We start from the raw sequence: 18,497 nt of genomic DNA, 5'->3' as shown, positions 1-18,497 counted from the left end.
ACGAGAAATAGCGGCAACCATGTCCGTTAAGAAATTGCCTCTGACGACACCGCGACGTCAAAAAGACCGTCCGAACAAGGCTCACTTGTTCAGGACGGTCTTTTTGCATGCTACTCCGCGTCACTACCTGCCGAAGCCGCTTCTCTCATAGCTGACAACGCTTCGTCCAAGGAATCGCCGCTTCCGCCACTACCTTGCACGACGCCTGCCATCTCCGCACTGTATGCCCACCAGCGCACACGTACATTGCCTTGCTCACCCGATTGCTGCACTTTCACGCCGATACGGAATGTACCCTTCTGCGGGTACGCGATTGTTCCGATCTTCACCTCAGGTGCATCTGGCTCAAACTCACTACCTTTGAACACTTCCGAAGCCCCGCCATATACGCGGTCTCCACTAGAAAGAATATCCGAGAACGCATTGCCGCTTTGCTCTTCTAAGCTTGTGATGATCAACACATTTCCCTCGCCGAGTCCGTGTACAATCTCACCTGAGTAGAAGCTCTTCATCGCACGCCCGAATGGTGAAACGGCAATTTTCGTGAAAGGTTCAATCGGTATGTCGACATACCCGCTTACAATGCCTGCAATCCCGCTGCCACCGCCAGCTGGAATACCTAGATCAAAAGACAACTCGCTGATCAAGGGGTTGTAATTGACATTCAGCTCTGGCATTTGTCCCGGAGCCAAGGTTTTCACTTTGGACTTCGTTACGAATTGACCCGAGGTTTCTTCCCGATACTGACTGGCTTGACCGAGTCGGTACATAACGGACGTATTGTAGACGTATTCACCGAACGGTACTTGCTCAACACTTTCTATGACATAAGTCGGTCCGACTTGGATCAAACAGATTTTGGCCAAATAAATGCACGGCTCCGATGGAGCTTCCAAAGATGCTTCCAAGGATTGCTTCACGAAATCCGACATTAACCGCTCTTTCACCGCTTCGTTCACGATGCTAATCTCGCCAATGGATTGCGCTTGCAGCTCGAGTTGTCTATCATCCAGCTTCAAAGCCCCAGTTCCCGCTTTTACACCGACGGATGCTTTCGCCGCAGCCGTACTATCGGCACGAAGCAGCACCTTCATTTCATATTCGCTCTCTTGTGCATCTTGTGGCTCTTGGAACACAATGGTCGTCCCGTTGATCGCCTCTACACGATGAGCATCAAGCTCATATTGGAAGGTCATTCTGCCCGCTTTCAGCGTTTTCTCAAAACGCAGTGTCATCTCGAACAATTGCCCCGGATTCACATAGCGCGGTGTCGTTTGCAGGACGCGTACCTGCTTATCCTGATACAGTACAACCGTCTGATCTGACAGCGTAGCCAGCGGCAATGAAGCTGGGTCTGGTGCATCCTCCCGGATGAACAGACGATAGCTTTCCAACACACGATTATAATCATTAATTTCGTCCGAACGGACGGAAGAGTTCGCTACAGCGTGGACGGGCTCTTTTTCTTTTTCATCATAGGCAATACACAGGTAAACGTTCTTAGCATACTGATTATTGCTGAACCCATCCATCATAGACAGCTTCATCGTCATCGGAGATGGCACGACAATTTCCCGTCCTAAGGCATCAATGGCGGCACCCATTTCGACCGAAACAGACTTCTCATCCACCGCTACAACCTGCAAGCCAGTTACAACACCAGAACCATGTAGAAGTCGGTTCATCATTCTGCGTTTATCGTTAAAATACTTTTGCTCGGACTCGAAATCTCTGACCGTCAGCAGCTTCCCATAGAAATACCGATTACGTTCAAACGGGTAATAACGTGATTTTTTCATAACGATCCCCTCACCTTCTCTGACTCAATTTCTTTTATTATTCGATTTCGGAATCTAGTCCCAAGCGCGTATGTATATCCATCCGTTTATCACGATCCACATCAATCAGCACCGTATTGTAAGGCATCGACGAGCGCTGATCGAGGGTTAATAAAGTAGGCTCAGACAAGTACGTATTAATACCTAGGTAGGTATGCATATCTGCATACATCCAAGGCTGCAGCACAATCAATTTGCCCTCGGTATAAGCAGGCTTCTGATCTTCAATAATGTGCTCAATCACTAAGCGCTGTTCATCTGTACGCACACTTTCTGGCCTCAGCAGTACACAAAAGGTGTAAGGATTATCGCCATATAACTGGGTGAAAAGCTGCCGCAGCTCTGACGTTTCTTGCATTTGCTTAAATTGAAAATACTCCAATATGAATGGCTCAGCGCCCGTGTAAATGTGGAGCATATTCATCAAGCCCTCGCGCGTTCCCCGCAGCTTGTATAGCTCTGGTGCTCGCTTGATCAGCTCTCTCAGCTTCTTCTCGCCCCAAGCCTCGTGCTCCGTAATAGCAAGCCAACCGCCCAACCATTCCAAGTACGGTCCCGACACCGCATCCGGATCAAAATGGCCCGAAATCCGATCAATCGTATCCTCCATATCGTCAAAAAACGTACTAAACATCGCCAGGAATCGCTCCAAGAAAGGGCTATGCTCCTCATCCTGTTGATACATCGGCGGCAAATAAGCGATCAATGAGGTGCGAGGGTAATACACCCTCAACTTGCGAATAAACGGTGATTTCTGCTCACTGCCGATCAGCTCGATTTTGAACCAGAGATATCGCCCCTTCGCATTCATCAGCAGCGCATCTTTGGGATTCAGAATCGGCTCTGACCAAAGGTCGCGCGTCGCTCTTAGCTTTTCTTTGACCGAGATATCTGGATCCGTGAAATAGCTAGTGAGATTTACGTAATCCCCGTCCACCATCCCTTCACTTTCATCCGAGGCATAATACGAAAACCGAACCTGCGTCTCCTCTGGGATATCTGCTTCCAACCGTATTTTGTGCCACGTCGTCTCCGTCTCCGTCGTATCGAGATCCGCAGAGAAGTACACGGCCTCCGGTAATTGCGTGTCCTCCAGAAGCATCGTTCGAGCTCGAAGGTCCAGCAAGCTAATCTGACCGCTCATTCGATCGAACACGTACAGGCGATTGCGCCCATCCCGTACTAATTTATCCGTTCGTCCACGGAAGCCTGTTACCTTATCCAAGGTGGTACCGTTGCCGCGATATTTTAAAATAAACCGCTCCGTCACACCCTCTTGCTGCGCGTAACCGCTATCCCCTATATAGAGATTATGATTCGTATCAATGGAAATGCCGGCAAATCGCCCCTCCTGCTCCAATTGGAAATGGAACGGCTCTCGCCCATCTTCATGGAACACCGTAACCGACCGAAGCTGGTTATCCAGCAGGGCAATCGTGCCATCTGCCGCCGCAGTAAAATAGCGCTCCTGCAGCTTCGAAATCGGAATGGCCTCCGGCATACGATGGGCGTCATGTTCATACACACGTATCACCTCACCAGCCGAGTTCCACTGTATTATGCCAATCCGACCGTCCTTCGGGACTTCGGGACTTCCATTCATACCAACCGCAATGTCCAAAGGAACCGCTATAAATAGCGTATTCGCAGTTTGAAGCTTCGTATTCAGGGATAGTGGATATAAACTCATACCTTCCCAATCTTGAACCGCCCACATGGTCTGACCATTGGAGATGGAGTAGACAGCAAGTCTTCTCTCCGTGCCCTCGGTCGCATCCGCAATCACTAGAAGATCCGACATCGATGCAAGCATCGCTTCCGAGCTGAATAGGTCGTGACCATGACGAAACAGTAATTCCCTGTGTCGACTTTCATCATCGTAAATCCACACATTCGCTGACTCATCCAGCAAAATTAGCTTCCGCCCAGGCCCTACTGTCATGTCGCGAATAGGCGGAATCCCTTCAAGCTCATCCGTGCGAACGATGCGATGAATGCTGTACTTCTCCGACTGCTGAATCGAAAAACCCTGCTCCACCATATGAACATTCGCATCAAAGCCCTCTTCCCAATCCATTTTCTTGTTTAGCGAAAAAAACGTTTGTCCATCCTGCATCGTTCGTCACCTCTTTTCTATGGTTTACTTCAACTGCTACCTCAACTTTAACTACTGTTAAGTGCTAGGCTACCTACTTCTTTAGCTACTTAACTATCCACACTACTTCTACTTCTACTTCTACTTCTACTTCTACTTCTACTTCTACTTCTACTTCTACTTCTACTTCTACAACTACCTCTACAACTACCTCTACAACTACAACTACCTCTAACTCTACCGCTACCGCCTAACCTGTTCCCCGTCGCCCCAAACAAATTAAATGGATTTTATGTAGCTAATTTTGCTGATTCTCCCCACTTAGGAGCATTAGATGGATTTCCTACAGTTAATTTCCGCCAAAATCCATCAAACCGCCAATCTTGCTCATATTAGCTGTACTTTTTTCATCTAATCGCTAAGTCCCAGGAAATACGGCAAAATTAGCTGTATATTTCACATCTATTTGAAAGCTAGCTACTCAACTGAGCGCTAATCATTCATTTTCCAGCTAGGCACCTACAAATCTGTCTGACTGATCGTCTCGATCTCATGATTGCCAGAGTAGACTAACGCATAAGGCGGGATATGAATATCCCCTGCGCTGTCCTTGTGGAAGCCCGTGCCTTCGGCATCGAGCCAAATATCCTGCACATAGACGACACCTTTGATGCGGGAAATGACGCCGTAAATATCTCCCTTATACACGGTTCGCCCAAAGCGCCAGCCCTCCGCACCCTGCCCATGATCCATAGGTTGAAGCAGATTTTTGAGCTCGAGCGCGATGCGCCGTTGCTCGTTCTTATACTTCGGTTCCATCACCACAACGGCGTGGACGGTGATCTTAATATACTCCGCTGGAATGACATGCAGCTCCGTTGTCAGAAGCCGATGCCGATCCAGATGCAGCTTGATCGTCTGCAAGAAGCCTTTGCCAGCCTTCGGCTTGTCGCTCTCGCTGTAAGGTACAACCACCACGGTCATCTGCGCCGGCGCCGATACCCGCGGGAAATCCCGCATTCCCGGCTTATACAGCGGGATTGCCTTCACCCGCGCGACGCGGAGACCCGGCGCCGCCTTCGCGAGCGCCTCGTAGTCCTCGGCGGTCACCGCGCGCGTTGGCGCAGCCAGCTCGCGCTGCACGCGCAGCTTCGCTTGCGCGAGCGTCTCCGCTTCCAGGCCGCCACGCGCCGGGAACGGATTCGTCACGCTCACGCCTGGCGAAGCCGTGAACCCCGTCACGAGGCCGTCCTTCACGTTGCCTCGCACGCCCCCGCCTGCCTGCAAGGCCAGGAACCGAATGTTCGGTTCCCCGGACTTGCGCGGCACTAACCCCGCTTCGTTATTCCCGAATCGGATCGTGCCTGCGGCGGCGTCGTAGACGTAGTGGCGGTCCGCCCCCTTCGAGTTATCGAAGTCATCCACGGCCGTCCAGTCGTCCCAGACGAAGACATCCTCGCCCCGCGGGCGGGAGCCAACCTGCAGCAGCATGCTGCTAGGCTTGTACAATCGCCCGCGGCTGATCTCAAAGGTCTGCCCAGGCAGACCTTTGCTGCCTCCCACATACCGGCTGTAGTCAAACTCAGCCGTATAAGCAACAAGCCGCACCCGCTGCGCACCCTGCGGCGGGATACTGCCGTGCACCCCGTCGCCGAAGCGAAGACGGGTCGTCCTACGGGCCGAATCCTGCTGCAGCTCGCAGCAGAGATCTGTTGGCCCGCAGGCACTTAAGTCAGCGACCGTGTGCCAGTCGCGCCAACGGCCCTGCTCATCCAGCACCTGTACAGTGTGCAGGCCGTTATAAGCAAGATACGTGCTCAACTCGAAGCTTTGCCTTGGCTCGCCCGAGCTGCTGAAAGCCGTCACCTCGCTAAAGGTTTCCTGCTCCACTGCCTTAACGGCATTGAGCGTGATCTTCTCAATTTTGGGAGCCAGCTCATAGCCGTCCTCCTCCAGTGTACAGCAGATCCAATAGCGGCCACGGTCATCAGCCGGATACAAGGACATCGGCTTCATCTCCGATGTGATGTAAAACTTAAATTCTCCGCTTTGCGATAGGTGAACTGTGGTATCGCTCTTTGCCTCAATCGGCAGCCAGCTCTCCGACTGCCCATCTCCACCTGCACCTGCGAATGACCAAGCAACTTTGGCTGATGAAATCATTGGCGCCATCTTCTCTGCATGATGACTTACAGTCACGGGATAGCGGTCAAACAGATTAAAATAGATCGAAACCTCGGTGTCCATTGGCAATGCCTGATCAAAACCGAGATACAGATGAGCTCCCTTGCGGGCATCAGCACCAAAAGCATAGTAAGCAATTTTGGCCTGATTGTTCGATGTATAATCGGCAGCCGCCGTTTCCGTACGTACGAGCACCTTCTCCAATGCAGCTGGAACTAACTGTACCGTTCCCATCGTCTCAAAACGCAGATCCATCGCGGACAACGGCGTCCCTTTAGGGAGCACAAGTTGATGCGTAGCGCCAGTAAACGTCACATCACATACTGCAGACACCGCATCGCGTGGACGAATTCCCAGCAGCTTCAGAAACTTGCGTTCACTGCGCTCCGTCACCCGATTTAAGTAATACTGTTGCATCTCCGTCATCCATGACATCAGCTCCAACAGCGTAATCCCAGGATCATGCTCATTCTCATCTGTCCATTCTGGGAATAGCTTCGGAATCGACTTCCGAGCCTCCATTACCATTTGTTCAAACATCCGGTCATCTAAATTGGGAATTGGCAGCACTTGTGCTCACCTCCTAAAAGTTTTCGTTTGAAAACTAGCATCGTAATATCATCTATTTCCTAAAGTACGTTCACAACCACCTTGTGCTTTCCGCTCACAATAATGCTATGTGGCAGCGAAGGCAGACGATTAACATCCAGCTCCACGCGCTCGCCGTCTTCAATTTTGAATACGGTCATATACAGCTTTTCGACATGGCTAATTGCCCGAATCGATTTCAACAACGCGTAAAAGACGGAAGGGTGAATCTGCGCACCGATGGCCCAACCTTTATTGTCAAAATTGCCCGTTAACGGGTCAAGGAATCGATTTAATTTCTCAATCGCCTGAATTTCCGTGAGAACGACCGTGTCCATTCCCTCAACAGCGACAATAGCTGAAACCGATATTTCCATATACACCGGCTCAATAACCTGCAAGCGTTCCGGGAAAGCAACCAGGCTTGAGGCACGCCCCAGAATGAATCGTTCTACTTGTTTTTTCAGCTCAGGAAACGTTGAACTGCCCTGTTGGCCTTCTTTTGGCAAAATAACAAGCGTCATCGCTCCGATTTCTTTCTGCATATACGCATTCCGATTCGGAATACACGTCACCTTCGCAATGTTCGGATAGGCTTCTCTAGCCAGCCACTCGTAATCTTTGGACGAAACAGCTCGGTTACGATGCTTCAACATCTCTGGCCCTCGGACTAGCGCAGACTCCAGTTTCTCGGCCTGACAGCCACCCGACGCGGGCTCAGGGTTATACACCTCACCCACGAAAGCAATCGAATCCTGCATCTGATTGATCTGACGAGCAGCGACATTGCCGATTTGGCCCATTGTAACTTGGTAGGTAACTTTCATTTGCTCGAGTCCGCCCTTCGGCGGGTGCATCCCGTGAACACCATCCCCTACACGTATGCGTCCAAAGGTATGATCAATCACATAATGCCGATCTCGGTTGCTCGATAACGTCAAATCACGAACAGAGGTCCAACGAACCCATACCTGCAGAATATTGCCCTCTGAATCCCGGCGAATGTCCATGAGTGGCGTTCCAGATAACTCGTACTCGGAGATATCCTCTTCTGTAATGAACTCCGTCTCATCCACCCATATTTCCTCAGATACGATTCCTTGTCTGCTGAGCTGATATTCCGTTTCTTCCAGTCCTTTGACCTCAGGAACTTCACCTGTAATCGTCTCCTGCTGGAGGACATGAACCGTATTTATATATACGCCTTGAATCGTCGGAATCTGTACACGCCCCGTCACATCATCATAGATATCATCCCGATTCGTAGCCCGAATCCAGTAGCCCTCTTGACCGAATAGTGAAGCGCCTGCATAATCAGATGGACCCACGAACTGCACTGTGCCGCTTTGCGTCAAACCATTCGTTTCATCGATAACCTTGAGTGCCACCCACTCCGGTGGCGTACCTGGGAGCAAACCTGCTCGCAAATACTCCCACTCTAACATAGGGACGTCATGCTCCGAGAATCGTTGTTGTTTGATCGAGACGAATATCGAAATAGGACCTTTCACAGGCGGTGTATCAAAAGAGAAACATAACGCTGGATGGTTGCCTTCCAAAGGCTGGAAAGGTTCAAATCCGCCTGCCAATTGACGGCTATGTTTGGTCCGTTCCTCGAAAACTGTGTTATTGAAGGACAAACAACGATCTGCTTGATACAGACGATCCTCATATTCGTACGTCAGAGCTACGTCGTCAATCCAAGGTGATAAATATAAAGCCTGCGCGATATACGCATTTTCGATATGTAAGATCCGTGCTCGGATCCAGCGATTCTCATTCCCGTTCACATAGGTAGCCTGAAGATCAGGCGGACAGCGGAACTCAACCTCCTTGCGAACCTTTTGCTGCACGGGGTAGTAGAAGAGCTTCTCCGCATCCTTGCCCACATCAAGCCGCACCCACGTTGTTCCGTTCCAATATTCCCAAGCCACTTGAAGAACTGTCACATGCACAACAGGTGCTTTATCGAACTTGTTCTTCTTCATGACCATTTTCCAGTCAACTTGATCTGCGTTTTCCGCCCCAAAACGATTCTCAATCGCCTGCAGCCCGAAGCTCAACTTAATGTCACCATTGGTTTTCGTAAACACTTCCTGACTGCCAATATAAAAGGAGCCATATAGAGCGAATTGATCACCAAATGGATAGAACCCCGAAGGATCCGCATCAATATCATTGTAAAACATTTGATCAGGCTGAATACCGCCCGTTTCGAGTGTATCTACATAGTCTGTTTTGAAAGAGATATGATCCATAGAAAGCCTGCTGTCCGCAAGCGTCGTACCACCAGATTGGAGTGGCTTTAATCGGCATTGAATCCAGCGACCGCTTTGGCCATTCACTTCTTTGAGCGCAAGCTCTTCACGGACACTTTTGAGCAAAATAACCCGATTGCCCTGCGCCTTGACGGCATCAAATGCTTTCCAACCATGGGCTGTTGCATACAGCCATTCCGTAAGCTCGGGATCTGCGAGTTGACTCACCATCCCGAACTCCTCAAACCGTTTCGTCGAATTACGGAATTCGATCTCAATCTGTGCCGGGTTGGTTACCGTGAAAAGGGAACTGTGCTCCAAATACAAGGCATGCGCCTGTAAATTGTCTCCATCCTGCAACCGGAATAGCTTCTTCGGCATCGCGTAACCTTGACGACTAGCAAGTAAGAAGTCATCCGTGATCCGGACAATGATATCCTGTTTACGACTCGTCACATACATACTCGAGAGAACGGCCGGCGTCAGCAAGGCGCTGCGTGCCGTTTCATATAGAATCGTATCGGCCTCTATTGAAGCGGCAATTTGTGTCCCCGCCGAAATAAACACAGATTCTTTCGTTCCTTCATTTAATGCAAATGTCAGGTAACTGCTAGCCGGTCTTGCTGGAAGCAGCGTGACATCGAACATGTTTAGAAAAGAGATCAGGTTCTTCKTCGGTACTCGATTCAATCGTTTAATATTGTCGTGAAACATATCCGCAAACATCAGGAATAAGGCTGAACCCGGATCTGGATTCTCAGGTGTAAATCGCCACTCCGGCGTATAATACGGCGCCATTTCCTTCATTTGGGCGATCAGATCAGGTATGTCTCTGGGATCAATTTTGGGAGGTTGCACAGCTCCACCTCCTCTCTGCACGTATCGTCATCGCTTCCGCATCCTCTTTCTATTTGGAACCTTCAAATAAATAAAACGGATAAACTTGGTTAAACAAGTTGTTCGTTGTACGTACTTGATAAGCAATATGAATCATGACTTTAGCGGGGTCATCCGCTTCTGGAATGGCTTTCACTTCAACCTCGTGAACCCTCGGCTCCCAGTTGCGAATGGCTTCTTCAATATTCGTTTGCAGCAAATGAAGCGTCGTATCATCGGTTAAACCGAAAATAAATTCCTGAACGCCGCACCCAAAAGCAGGGCGCATGACGCGTTCACCTTGTGTGGTGCCCAAAATGACGCGAATCGCTTCAGCGATGTCTTCCTCATACTCGGACATTCGGATTCTTCCTGTTGCAGGATCAACCTGAATCGGAAATTTCCATCCTCGTCCCAAAAATGCTTCCGACATCTCGCCACGCCCTCTCGCTAATTGATTTTGACACTAGTTAATTTTCACCATACTACCTTTGATGTTAATGATCCCATCTGACTTCAGGTCCAGTGTTGCCCCTGCCTTCAGCGCCATGGTAGCGGATGCTTCTATGTTAATTTGTGTAGATTTAATTTTGATTTCTTTCGTACTTTCAATGCCGACCTCGCCCTTGGCGTTCAAAGTGATCTTCGAAGTTTGGCTGACGACCGAAATTTCATTCGCCGATCCGCCTTTAATCAGAATCTTATTGTTCCCGCTGGAGTCAGCAATCGAAATACTGTCATCTTTGTCCTTTAGTTCAATGATTTGACCTTTTTTCGTCTTTAGCGTGATACTCTCATCACCGCTTTTATCATTGAAGGAAAGCTCATGACCGGAACGTGTCTTGATCATGCGCAGATCATTTTTATCTGCTGGAGGAGGAGGCATATTTTTAGGATTCCACAGCATTCCGATAACGAAAGGCATTCGAAGTTCACCCATATGAAAGGCAACCAACACCTCATCTCCCACCTCAGGAATAAAAAGACTGCCCATGTTTTTACCGCCCATTAACGTCGCGATACGGACCCAGTCTGTCTCCGTTTCGGTTTCTTGCATCGGCAGCTTAAGCTTCACACGCCCCATTTTATCAGGATCGGTGTTATTCGTAACCACAGCCACCATGACGCCGCCAATCTTCTGGCTGGCAAAGTCGGATATACCACCAATTGTTATATCGGGAGTTTTGAACATTAGACCGCATTCCCTCCCAGTTGAAAACGAGTTGTATAACCTTCATCATCGAAAATGTGGGTCGCTCCCGTAATATAATACGATTGGTCAAACGTCTTGCCAACACCACTGAGCTTGATATAGCGTCCGGCGCGAATCTCTGGAATCCCAATGCATTCCCCGCTGCCGCTAACCAGCTTCATAGCTCGGCGATTTAATATCGCATCTGCGTAGCTTTTCGCTTCCTCCACAGAAGTTACATTCGTATACATATGCTCGATGAATTCACCTTTTGAGCCTAAAATATCCTTGCCTGTTTTGCTGTTGCTTCCGAGCTTCGTCACGCTGGCAGACTTGCCTTCGATGACTTTTAATTCTTTATTATCCCAAGCTCGCACGGTTACACCCGTAATTTGCTCGGCTAAATTGTGATCTATCATTAAACTGCGGAGTGTCTTCCCCATTTCCAGCGTCATCACGGCAGTCATGGCCGTTAATGGCTTACGGAAATACAAATTTTTCCCCACAACGAAGAAATCATAGTTAACTAAATTCGCTAAATTTTGAATGAAGTGATAGTCATTGATCTGACTCTGTGAAAGTGCCGGAAATTCCGTTGTTGTGGCATCCACGTTTGTTTTGAACCCATATGTTTTGGCAATCTCTTCAACGACGTCACTGTATTTCTTCTTATTCCAAGAGCGAGACTTCGTCCCTTTCATCATGAGATAAGAAATATCCATCCCACGCACAACGAGACCAGGGGCGCCGTCTTCTGGAAAATCTACAACGACGGAAGTAATTTGTCCCGTAAAAACAGGTGTGAATTTATCTACATAACCTAAGCCAATATCAATGGCTTTACCTAATGTGAAGGTAGATAGCCATTGGAAATCATTCTTTGTAATATCGTATGCGTTAGCTACTCGAAAAGAAAAAGAGTCTGCCGTACCATCAATCGTTGTCTCCACACGTAGATTATCTAGTGCGATATCATCCGACAATTTCGTGCCATCCACTTTAATATCGTAATAAGGGGCGTAAAAATCACCATATTTTTTGGCCAGGTCGTCAAAGGTAAAAGAACTCGTATCCAGATCTAAGGCCATCGGCTTAATCCAACCGCGGAACTGAAATGCGGCGTCCCGTGGCTACTTTCATTGGATTATCGATCCCATTCGCCTTGGCAATTTCTCGCCACATCGTTGGATCCTCGTACTCATTAGCAGCTATCGTCCACAGTTGATCGCCTTGGTTAAGCATCTTCAACTTCGTTCGATCTGCCGAATGACGCGGAATTTGCTTCAGTTGATCTTTCTTGCTTAGGGTAGATTTAAACGTCACCTTCAGCTTAGCGCGAACTGGAATGCCTGTATCCAAGAACATGGTAAAATGCTGATTCACATTCACAACGACTCCCTTGAAATCCAAGGAGCCCCATACAAACCGGCAAAGTGGCGGTGCATGGATCTCCTTCTCAACATCAAGTAGTCCTGAAATTTTCGTCGTCAACTGACGGACGTCTGTCCCTTTTTCATAGGTGTCAAAGAAAAAATCCATGGTGAGTGACGACGTCCCCCCGCTCACGAATTGAGCGATTGGCATGGACAGACCCGGCACTGTTTTCCAAGAATACTCATTACCAGTGTCGATTGTATACTCGCCCGGATTGAACATGACCTGTACATTTTCGGTTTTACTGCCTTTGTGAACGATAATCATTGCTTTCTTGAGTGCCATAGGAATCTGTCCTTTCTGTCATATTGATATAAAATAACTGGCTACACCGTTTTCTTGGTGCGAGTACATTGTGATGGTGTTAGTCGGTTTTATCGACTAACTCCACTTCATATAGAGCTATATAGCCGACTTACTATGTGAAACTTATATACCTCGGCGTTGCCGTTCGAATTTCATTTTTTTCTCGATTTCGCGGTACACTTTGTCCGCGATTTTGGAGATATCTAGCTGTGGAAGCTGTTTAATCAGCTCTTTCAGCTGTTCTTCACTTAGCTCCGGCGGCGTCTGATCGACTGGCACTGTTGGTGTTGGTTCTGAGTCTGCGCTCGTTTTGGTGCGCAGCCAGTCCATGTCGAGCGGCGCGTTCGCAAGCTGACTCGTTGGTGCTTGTTTATGCTCCAGCATGCTGAGTGGTGAAGCGAGATGCTCTTGACTTGCTGATTGCATCGGCACGCTTATCATTGCTGTGCCTTGGTGGCTTGCGCCAATGGACGGCTGCTGCGTGCGGGACTGCATCGGCACGCTCATCACTGGCGTGCCTTGGTGCAGGTCGGCGCTGCCCTGCATGCCGCCGACGGTTCTGGCAAGCCGCTGCACCTGCGTGGGCAGCGGCTTGGTTAATGCAGCAGCAGCCCAGCCTTGGCTGCTGCTGTTCGTGATGCTGGCGCCGCTCAGCGCGCCAGCTGTTGCTGCGGCGGCTCCGCCAGAGGAAGCCGCCTGTATAAGACTGCCCGTCCCGCGGGCGGGCAGTCGGTGTTCCGCTGCGGCAGGCGAAGCCGCAGCCATCCCCGCAGGAGCAGCGCGAAGCGCTCCTGCGCTGCTCGCCAGCAGCGGCATGACACGCGGTGTCATGCTCGTGCTCTGGCGAGCCCTCGGCACGCGTGCGGCGCGCGCGACCGAGACCGTCTCTGCGGCCCGCGAAGCGGCCGCAGGCTCTAACCCTTGTGCGCGCTCTTCTACCTGCGCGCTCACCATTGCCCTGATGGTTTGCTCCGCCGAATCCACTTGCAAGCGTTCCGCTTCCAAGCGATGCTCCGAACCATGTGCTTCCCGCATAGGCGCTCGCTCACTGCCATCGACGACTATGCGTCGCTGAAGATGTTCGGCTTGCGCCCGGGTCCAGTTCATTGCTCTACGACTTGGTGATACTTCACCATCAGCCCCCTGCAAAACTCCTTGCCTGATATCCTGGGCAGATGCTTTATTGATTAATTGCCTAATTCTACTCTCACTCGCCCGTTGAATTAGATTGCCAGTACCAATACCTGCTGTACCTGATATCCGGTTCGAACTTCCCAACATATTCTGACTAAGCGTCTGATGGTTTGTAAGATCAACAGATCGATTAATCGGAGATGAACCTGTTGATCTACCAGAAGCGCGTTGCACGGAACGAATCGGCGCTGAATCAACCGTTCTGTCCATCCGTCCTTCAGTCCCACGTATAGCAACTTGTCCTGCATTCCGCCTAATTTCGTTCTCAGATGATCTTTGCACGAGATTTCTACGTGCGAATTCACTTTCACCTATTACTCTAGGTGATTGAACGTTGTCTGCTGCTTGATTAGCTCTTCTTACCTGAAGGCCGTTCGTACTCCCTAGTGAACGCTGAACGAGCTTTCCTAATACTGAGTTGCTTATACTTCTGGCTTGCAGGAGGTGTTCAAATTTGTTGTTCGGATTCGATTGTCTGCTATTTTCAACAAAAGTCGGTTGTTGTACAAGCTGCCCTCGCACAACCTCTCTTGCCGGCTGGTTAAATTGTGTGTCGACCTCGCCATCTATTCGGCTCAATTGGATCTGTGTAGCAGCATCGGAATTTTGTGGTTCAATATGTGCATCAGTCATTCTGCTAGTTGAAATTGGATTCTCACTGACCGAAAAAGCGCGTGCTCCTACTTCCCCTGTCACAGCTTCTCTTGTTCGTTCAACGCCTTCAACGCTATTCGACTGTCTCTCGTCCTTCAGATCCGCATCAGCTAACTGCTGCACGTTTCTTTGCTGTGCACCACTAGTCATTTCCAATGACTGCGTATCATGTGATTCACTAGCTCGTCTTGTTACCGTACCATTCTCGATTCGCCCGGCCCGTAGCGTAAGCTGACTTCTCATCCATGCACCAGTTGTGCGCGCAATCGTAGAATCACCCTCGCTGCTTGTTGAAGATGATTGGTTGCGAGAGCTAAGGTTTGGTTTTCGAGCTATAAACTGTCCTAAGTCGATTTTTCGCTGTATACTAGCTTGCTGCTCCTTCACCTGATTAACTCGAGATGGGCTTCCTGCTCTCCTAACTATATCAAGAGGAATATAACTAGCTGGCTGAACGATCCMAACAACCGCTGTTTCATTCGTTGGTTTGTCAGTAGCCTGTTCACTGACACTTGGTTGTATTTCACTTGCTCCCACAGCACTGTGAAGCCTATTCTCCCTCGACGCTTCTGTTGAAATCAGACTGCCACCCTCTTGCACCAAACTAACTGGTTGGCGTAATCTGCGTTGAAGCAACTGAGGGCCATTCATGGCCGCTTTGCTTGAATTCACGAAGGTCAAGCTGCTTTGTGCTACCTTTGCTGCGATTTCTGCAGCTAAGGTTTGGCGGATTGTCATCCCTTGTGGACCCGAACCTGCATGGTCCTCTCGTAAACCAGACTGTTGTGGATCTGCCATCCTGTTGTTGCTTATTCCGGATTGGCGTAAAGTAGTGCGTAATAAACGAACAACTTCTCTATTTTCTGTGCTTCTCTGTTGTATGGGTGTTGAAAGCAACGTTCCTATGGATCGAACGCTCGCTTCTGCCATTTTAGCTGAAATCTCAGAGGTTAACTTCTCAGTGGGTTGCTTGTCACTCACCACTAGCCTATTGCTTTGAATCTGGTCTTCTTGTTTAATCGGATGTTGTCTAGTTTTGTCTTCTTGTAACCCTTGTGTAGCAGCAGAAGGAAGGAATTCATCCCTCAATCTGGTCTCTACAGGAATTGCTCTTTGCGGTTTACTTTCTGATACATCCTKCTCTCGTTGGATAGGTAAGCTTTGACTATCTACGCTTCGATTTCCCTGCTGACGGTGCAGCCGATTACTTCCTCGCTGTTCCTTTCCAATCGATGTTCGACTAGTATTCCTAGGAACTATGGCGGATTCTCCTATGCGCTGATCTCTAAGCTTACTTGTAGATCTAGCCAACACATCTGAACCTATATCAGGCTTAACTACGTTTACTGATAATTGGGCTGAAGCCTTATTCGTTACGACTTGCAAGCCATCTTTGTTAACACTATTTGTACTCCTAATGGAAAAATCGTTATTAGAAGAGGGTTGTCTTTGTATAGTAACGAGCTGCTGCAACCAGTTCTCGTTGCTTTGAATTTTCTGAGCTTTTGGACGATTTTCCATAAGTGCAGGTTTTCTGTACACCTGACTTGGGTATGCTGTCACAACCTGAACAGGTTCGGATGCTACTCTTTCCTGCTCTGGCAATCCCACAGTCTCAGAATCGGATGTCGTCTTCTCTAAGGATTGCTCATCCATAGGAGTAGGCGCGATCTCTGAGGATCCAACGATTGTTTCTTTCGTTGTTTCTGTATTTGTCTGTTGGACGCTGCTATTTTTGCGTGGTCGTCCTCTTTTTCGCTTAACAGGTTGCTCAAGCGGTTGCAAAATCACGGACTCTGCAATATCCACACCCTGCTTTTGTTGCTCTAGCTTAGCTTGTTGCACTGGTTCTTCAAGGTTTACCTGCGCCCCTAGACTTACCTGAGGCTCACGTTGTAAGCCAACTACTTGGTTGTTTTGCGTTGCATGTAGTTCCGGCAATTCCTGATGATTCTCTCTAACTTGTCGCTGCTGAAAATCTTGTCGTTCCCGCTCACGCACTAGATTAGTAGTCTGCTCATTCTCTTGTGAAATTTGTGACTGAGCTTGCGTAAACTGTTCATGAGCTTCCTGCTGCTCTCGTGGTTCTACTCTTTGTATTCGTTGCAACACTTCTTGTTGCCCTTGCAATTCTTCCCGTTGTACCCGCTGTTGCACTTCCTGCTGCTCTTGCTGAATACGCAGTTGTTCGATCACTGGCGACTGACTTAATGCCGCTTCTTGTAGCCGTATTTCATTACGTTCTTGTTGTAATCTCTGGACGACTTCCGTTAATGTGCCTTGCTCTTGCAACACGTGTGAAGACGGCTGTGGTTTAGCGTCTTCCTGTTGATCACCTGTCGTACGCCAAATCTTCGTGCTMGTATCAACTCCCCTATTTCTAGAACGACTAGGAGTAGATGGGCTTGCAGAAGCATGCATAGATCTAGGTAACTTTGATGTTAAGCTTGCAGCATTTATCGCCATTGGTTGTAGGCTGGAAGAAAGAAAACCCTTCGCAATGGAAGATTCACTTCTTCTTGTGCGTATAGAGCCTTCCACCTGATCTTGCTCAGCGGGCTGTCGTTTGCTGACTTGAGCATCCTGCCCTTCAGCATGTTTGCTCAGCAAACTACGAATAAAGCGAACTGTACCTGGTGATGACTCTTCCGAAAAAGGACCTTCTCCCAGCTTTAACGATCTTCTAATTCCAATGGTTTGAGAATCTGTAGAGCTAGATCTTGGCATCTCAGAATCACTCATCTTGTGCGAACCTTGCTGTGTCAACCCGCGGTGACTCATTGGCGTCTGCGTTACCTCTTGCAAAATCAGTTTAGCCACATTGAGAAAAGAAGGATTCGACTGCAGCATGCTCTGCCTAGATAAACGGGCACCAGCCTCATCGTCATTTCGTCCCAAACTCAACTTCCCAGATTGGAACTGTTCAAGCCAAACGGAAGTACTCCGAATGGCTTCCACATGCTGAGCAACGTTAGAATGATTCGCCCTAGCTGTTGGATGACCATCCTGCTCACTTAAACGGACTAGACCATTATCCTTGTTGTCACGCAAAGTTTGTTTATATAATAAATTCACTGTTTTCTGGCTACTATTTGTTCTGTGACCTGTATGTTGAACGCCATTCACCATAGGGCTCGGTTGATTCATCTTGCTGCTTGTAGAATGAGCTAACATACCTATCGAAGCAACGAGCTGCCTCATCGAACGCTGCATAATCGGTGAGTTTCGTTTATTAACGACGTTAATTGTTTCTTGGTTAGACTGTGCAAGATTACGTTTAGCAGCATGAATCATTTCTTGTTCCGCTAGGATTTGGGCTGCTAATTCCTTCTCCTTCTTGCTCTTACGTCCCCTCTTCTTCTTGACAGGCGCATCAACGGCTGCAGACATATGTTCAGAGGACACTCTTTTATCATCCTGAAGACTTTCATCTATAAGGACTTGCTTTGGTAACCGATATCCACTTTGTTGTACTAATTTCTGAATTTGCTGAATCGTTTGCTGCTTTGTTATTAGAGGTGCTGATTCTGGATGTTTCAAGCTTTGCAGTTGTAGCTGTAATTGCAGAATCCATGCCCGATCATTCGGGTCCTTGATAGATGCTATTTCTTTGTCTGTCAGTAATCCCTTGCCCTTAAAAATAAGAGCAAACATACCTAAATAATTATTCCGATCGAATCCATACTTCCCCATAATGCCAGAGGCAAATTGCTTCGCTTGACGAGAAGTCTGGCCGACAGTATTCGTGCGTTTACCTTCAGCAAAGCGTAACGAACCCTTCTTCTTGTTCCCACGGGGTTTATGCGATTGTCGAGAGTTCATGAACAATCCCCCTAAAAGTTTTCGTCAGAAAACTGACTTCGTAAGCATAATCTTAA

Annotated in this window: 9 protein-coding genes; all 9 read right to left on the bottom strand. The window is 48.7% G+C overall.

Going from position 1 to position 18,497, the window contains the following annotated elements; all coding sequences use genetic code 11:
* Positions 1 to 110 precede the first annotated feature (110 nt).
* Complete coding sequence (locus AC1DLM_RS06340) at positions 111 to 1,799, bottom strand: hypothetical protein (RefSeq protein ID WP_441989432.1); 1,689 nt, start codon at positions 1,797 to 1,799, stop codon at positions 111 to 113.
* A gap of 37 nt (positions 1,800 to 1,836) precedes the next feature.
* The gene (locus AC1DLM_RS06335; RefSeq protein ID WP_441989431.1) at positions 1,837 to 3,954 is read right to left on the bottom strand and encodes a phage tail protein; all 2,118 of its coding nucleotides are present in this window, start codon (positions 3,952 to 3,954) and stop codon (positions 1,837 to 1,839) included.
* A gap of 498 nt (positions 3,955 to 4,452) precedes the next feature.
* The gene (locus AC1DLM_RS06330) at positions 4,453 to 6,687 is read right to left on the bottom strand and encodes a putative baseplate assembly protein (protein ID WP_441989430.1); all 2,235 of its coding nucleotides are present in this window, start codon (positions 6,685 to 6,687) and stop codon (positions 4,453 to 4,455) included.
* Between the two features lie 59 nt (positions 6,688 to 6,746).
* Entirely contained in the window at positions 6,747 to 9,821 is a 3,075-nt protein-coding gene (locus tag AC1DLM_RS06325) for a baseplate J/gp47 family protein (protein ID WP_477569443.1), read from the bottom strand.
* Positions 9,822 to 9,870: 49 nt separating this feature from the next.
* On the bottom strand, positions 9,871 to 10,272 hold the full coding sequence (locus AC1DLM_RS06320) for a GPW/gp25 family protein (RefSeq protein ID WP_441989428.1): 402 nt from the start codon (positions 10,270 to 10,272) through the stop codon (positions 9,871 to 9,873).
* Positions 10,273 to 10,305: 33 nt separating this feature from the next.
* Positions 10,306 to 11,031: a phage baseplate assembly protein V gene (locus AC1DLM_RS06315; RefSeq protein ID WP_441989427.1), complete on the bottom strand. Its 726-nt coding sequence runs from the start codon at positions 11,029 to 11,031 to the stop codon at positions 10,306 to 10,308.
* The gene (locus AC1DLM_RS06310) at positions 11,031 to 12,119 is read right to left on the bottom strand and encodes a phage late control D family protein (protein ID WP_441989426.1); all 1,089 of its coding nucleotides are present in this window, start codon (positions 12,117 to 12,119) and stop codon (positions 11,031 to 11,033) included. Before AC1DLM_RS06310 ends, AC1DLM_RS06315 begins: the two co-directional genes overlap by 1 nt.
* A gap of 4 nt (positions 12,120 to 12,123) precedes the next feature.
* Positions 12,124 to 12,750 (bottom strand): CIS tube protein, encoded by a 627-nt coding sequence (locus tag AC1DLM_RS06305; RefSeq protein ID WP_441989425.1) that lies wholly within the window; start codon positions 12,748 to 12,750, stop codon positions 12,124 to 12,126.
* A gap of 144 nt (positions 12,751 to 12,894) precedes the next feature.
* The gene (locus AC1DLM_RS06300; RefSeq protein WP_477569442.1) at positions 12,895 to 18,441 is read right to left on the bottom strand and encodes a hypothetical protein; all 5,547 of its coding nucleotides are present in this window, start codon (positions 18,439 to 18,441) and stop codon (positions 12,895 to 12,897) included.
* Positions 18,442 to 18,497 lie beyond the last annotated feature (56 nt).

It is taken from the genome of Paenibacillus sp. 01T442 (assembly GCF_056398345.1).
This window is presented reverse-complemented; position numbering and strand designations above follow the sequence as displayed.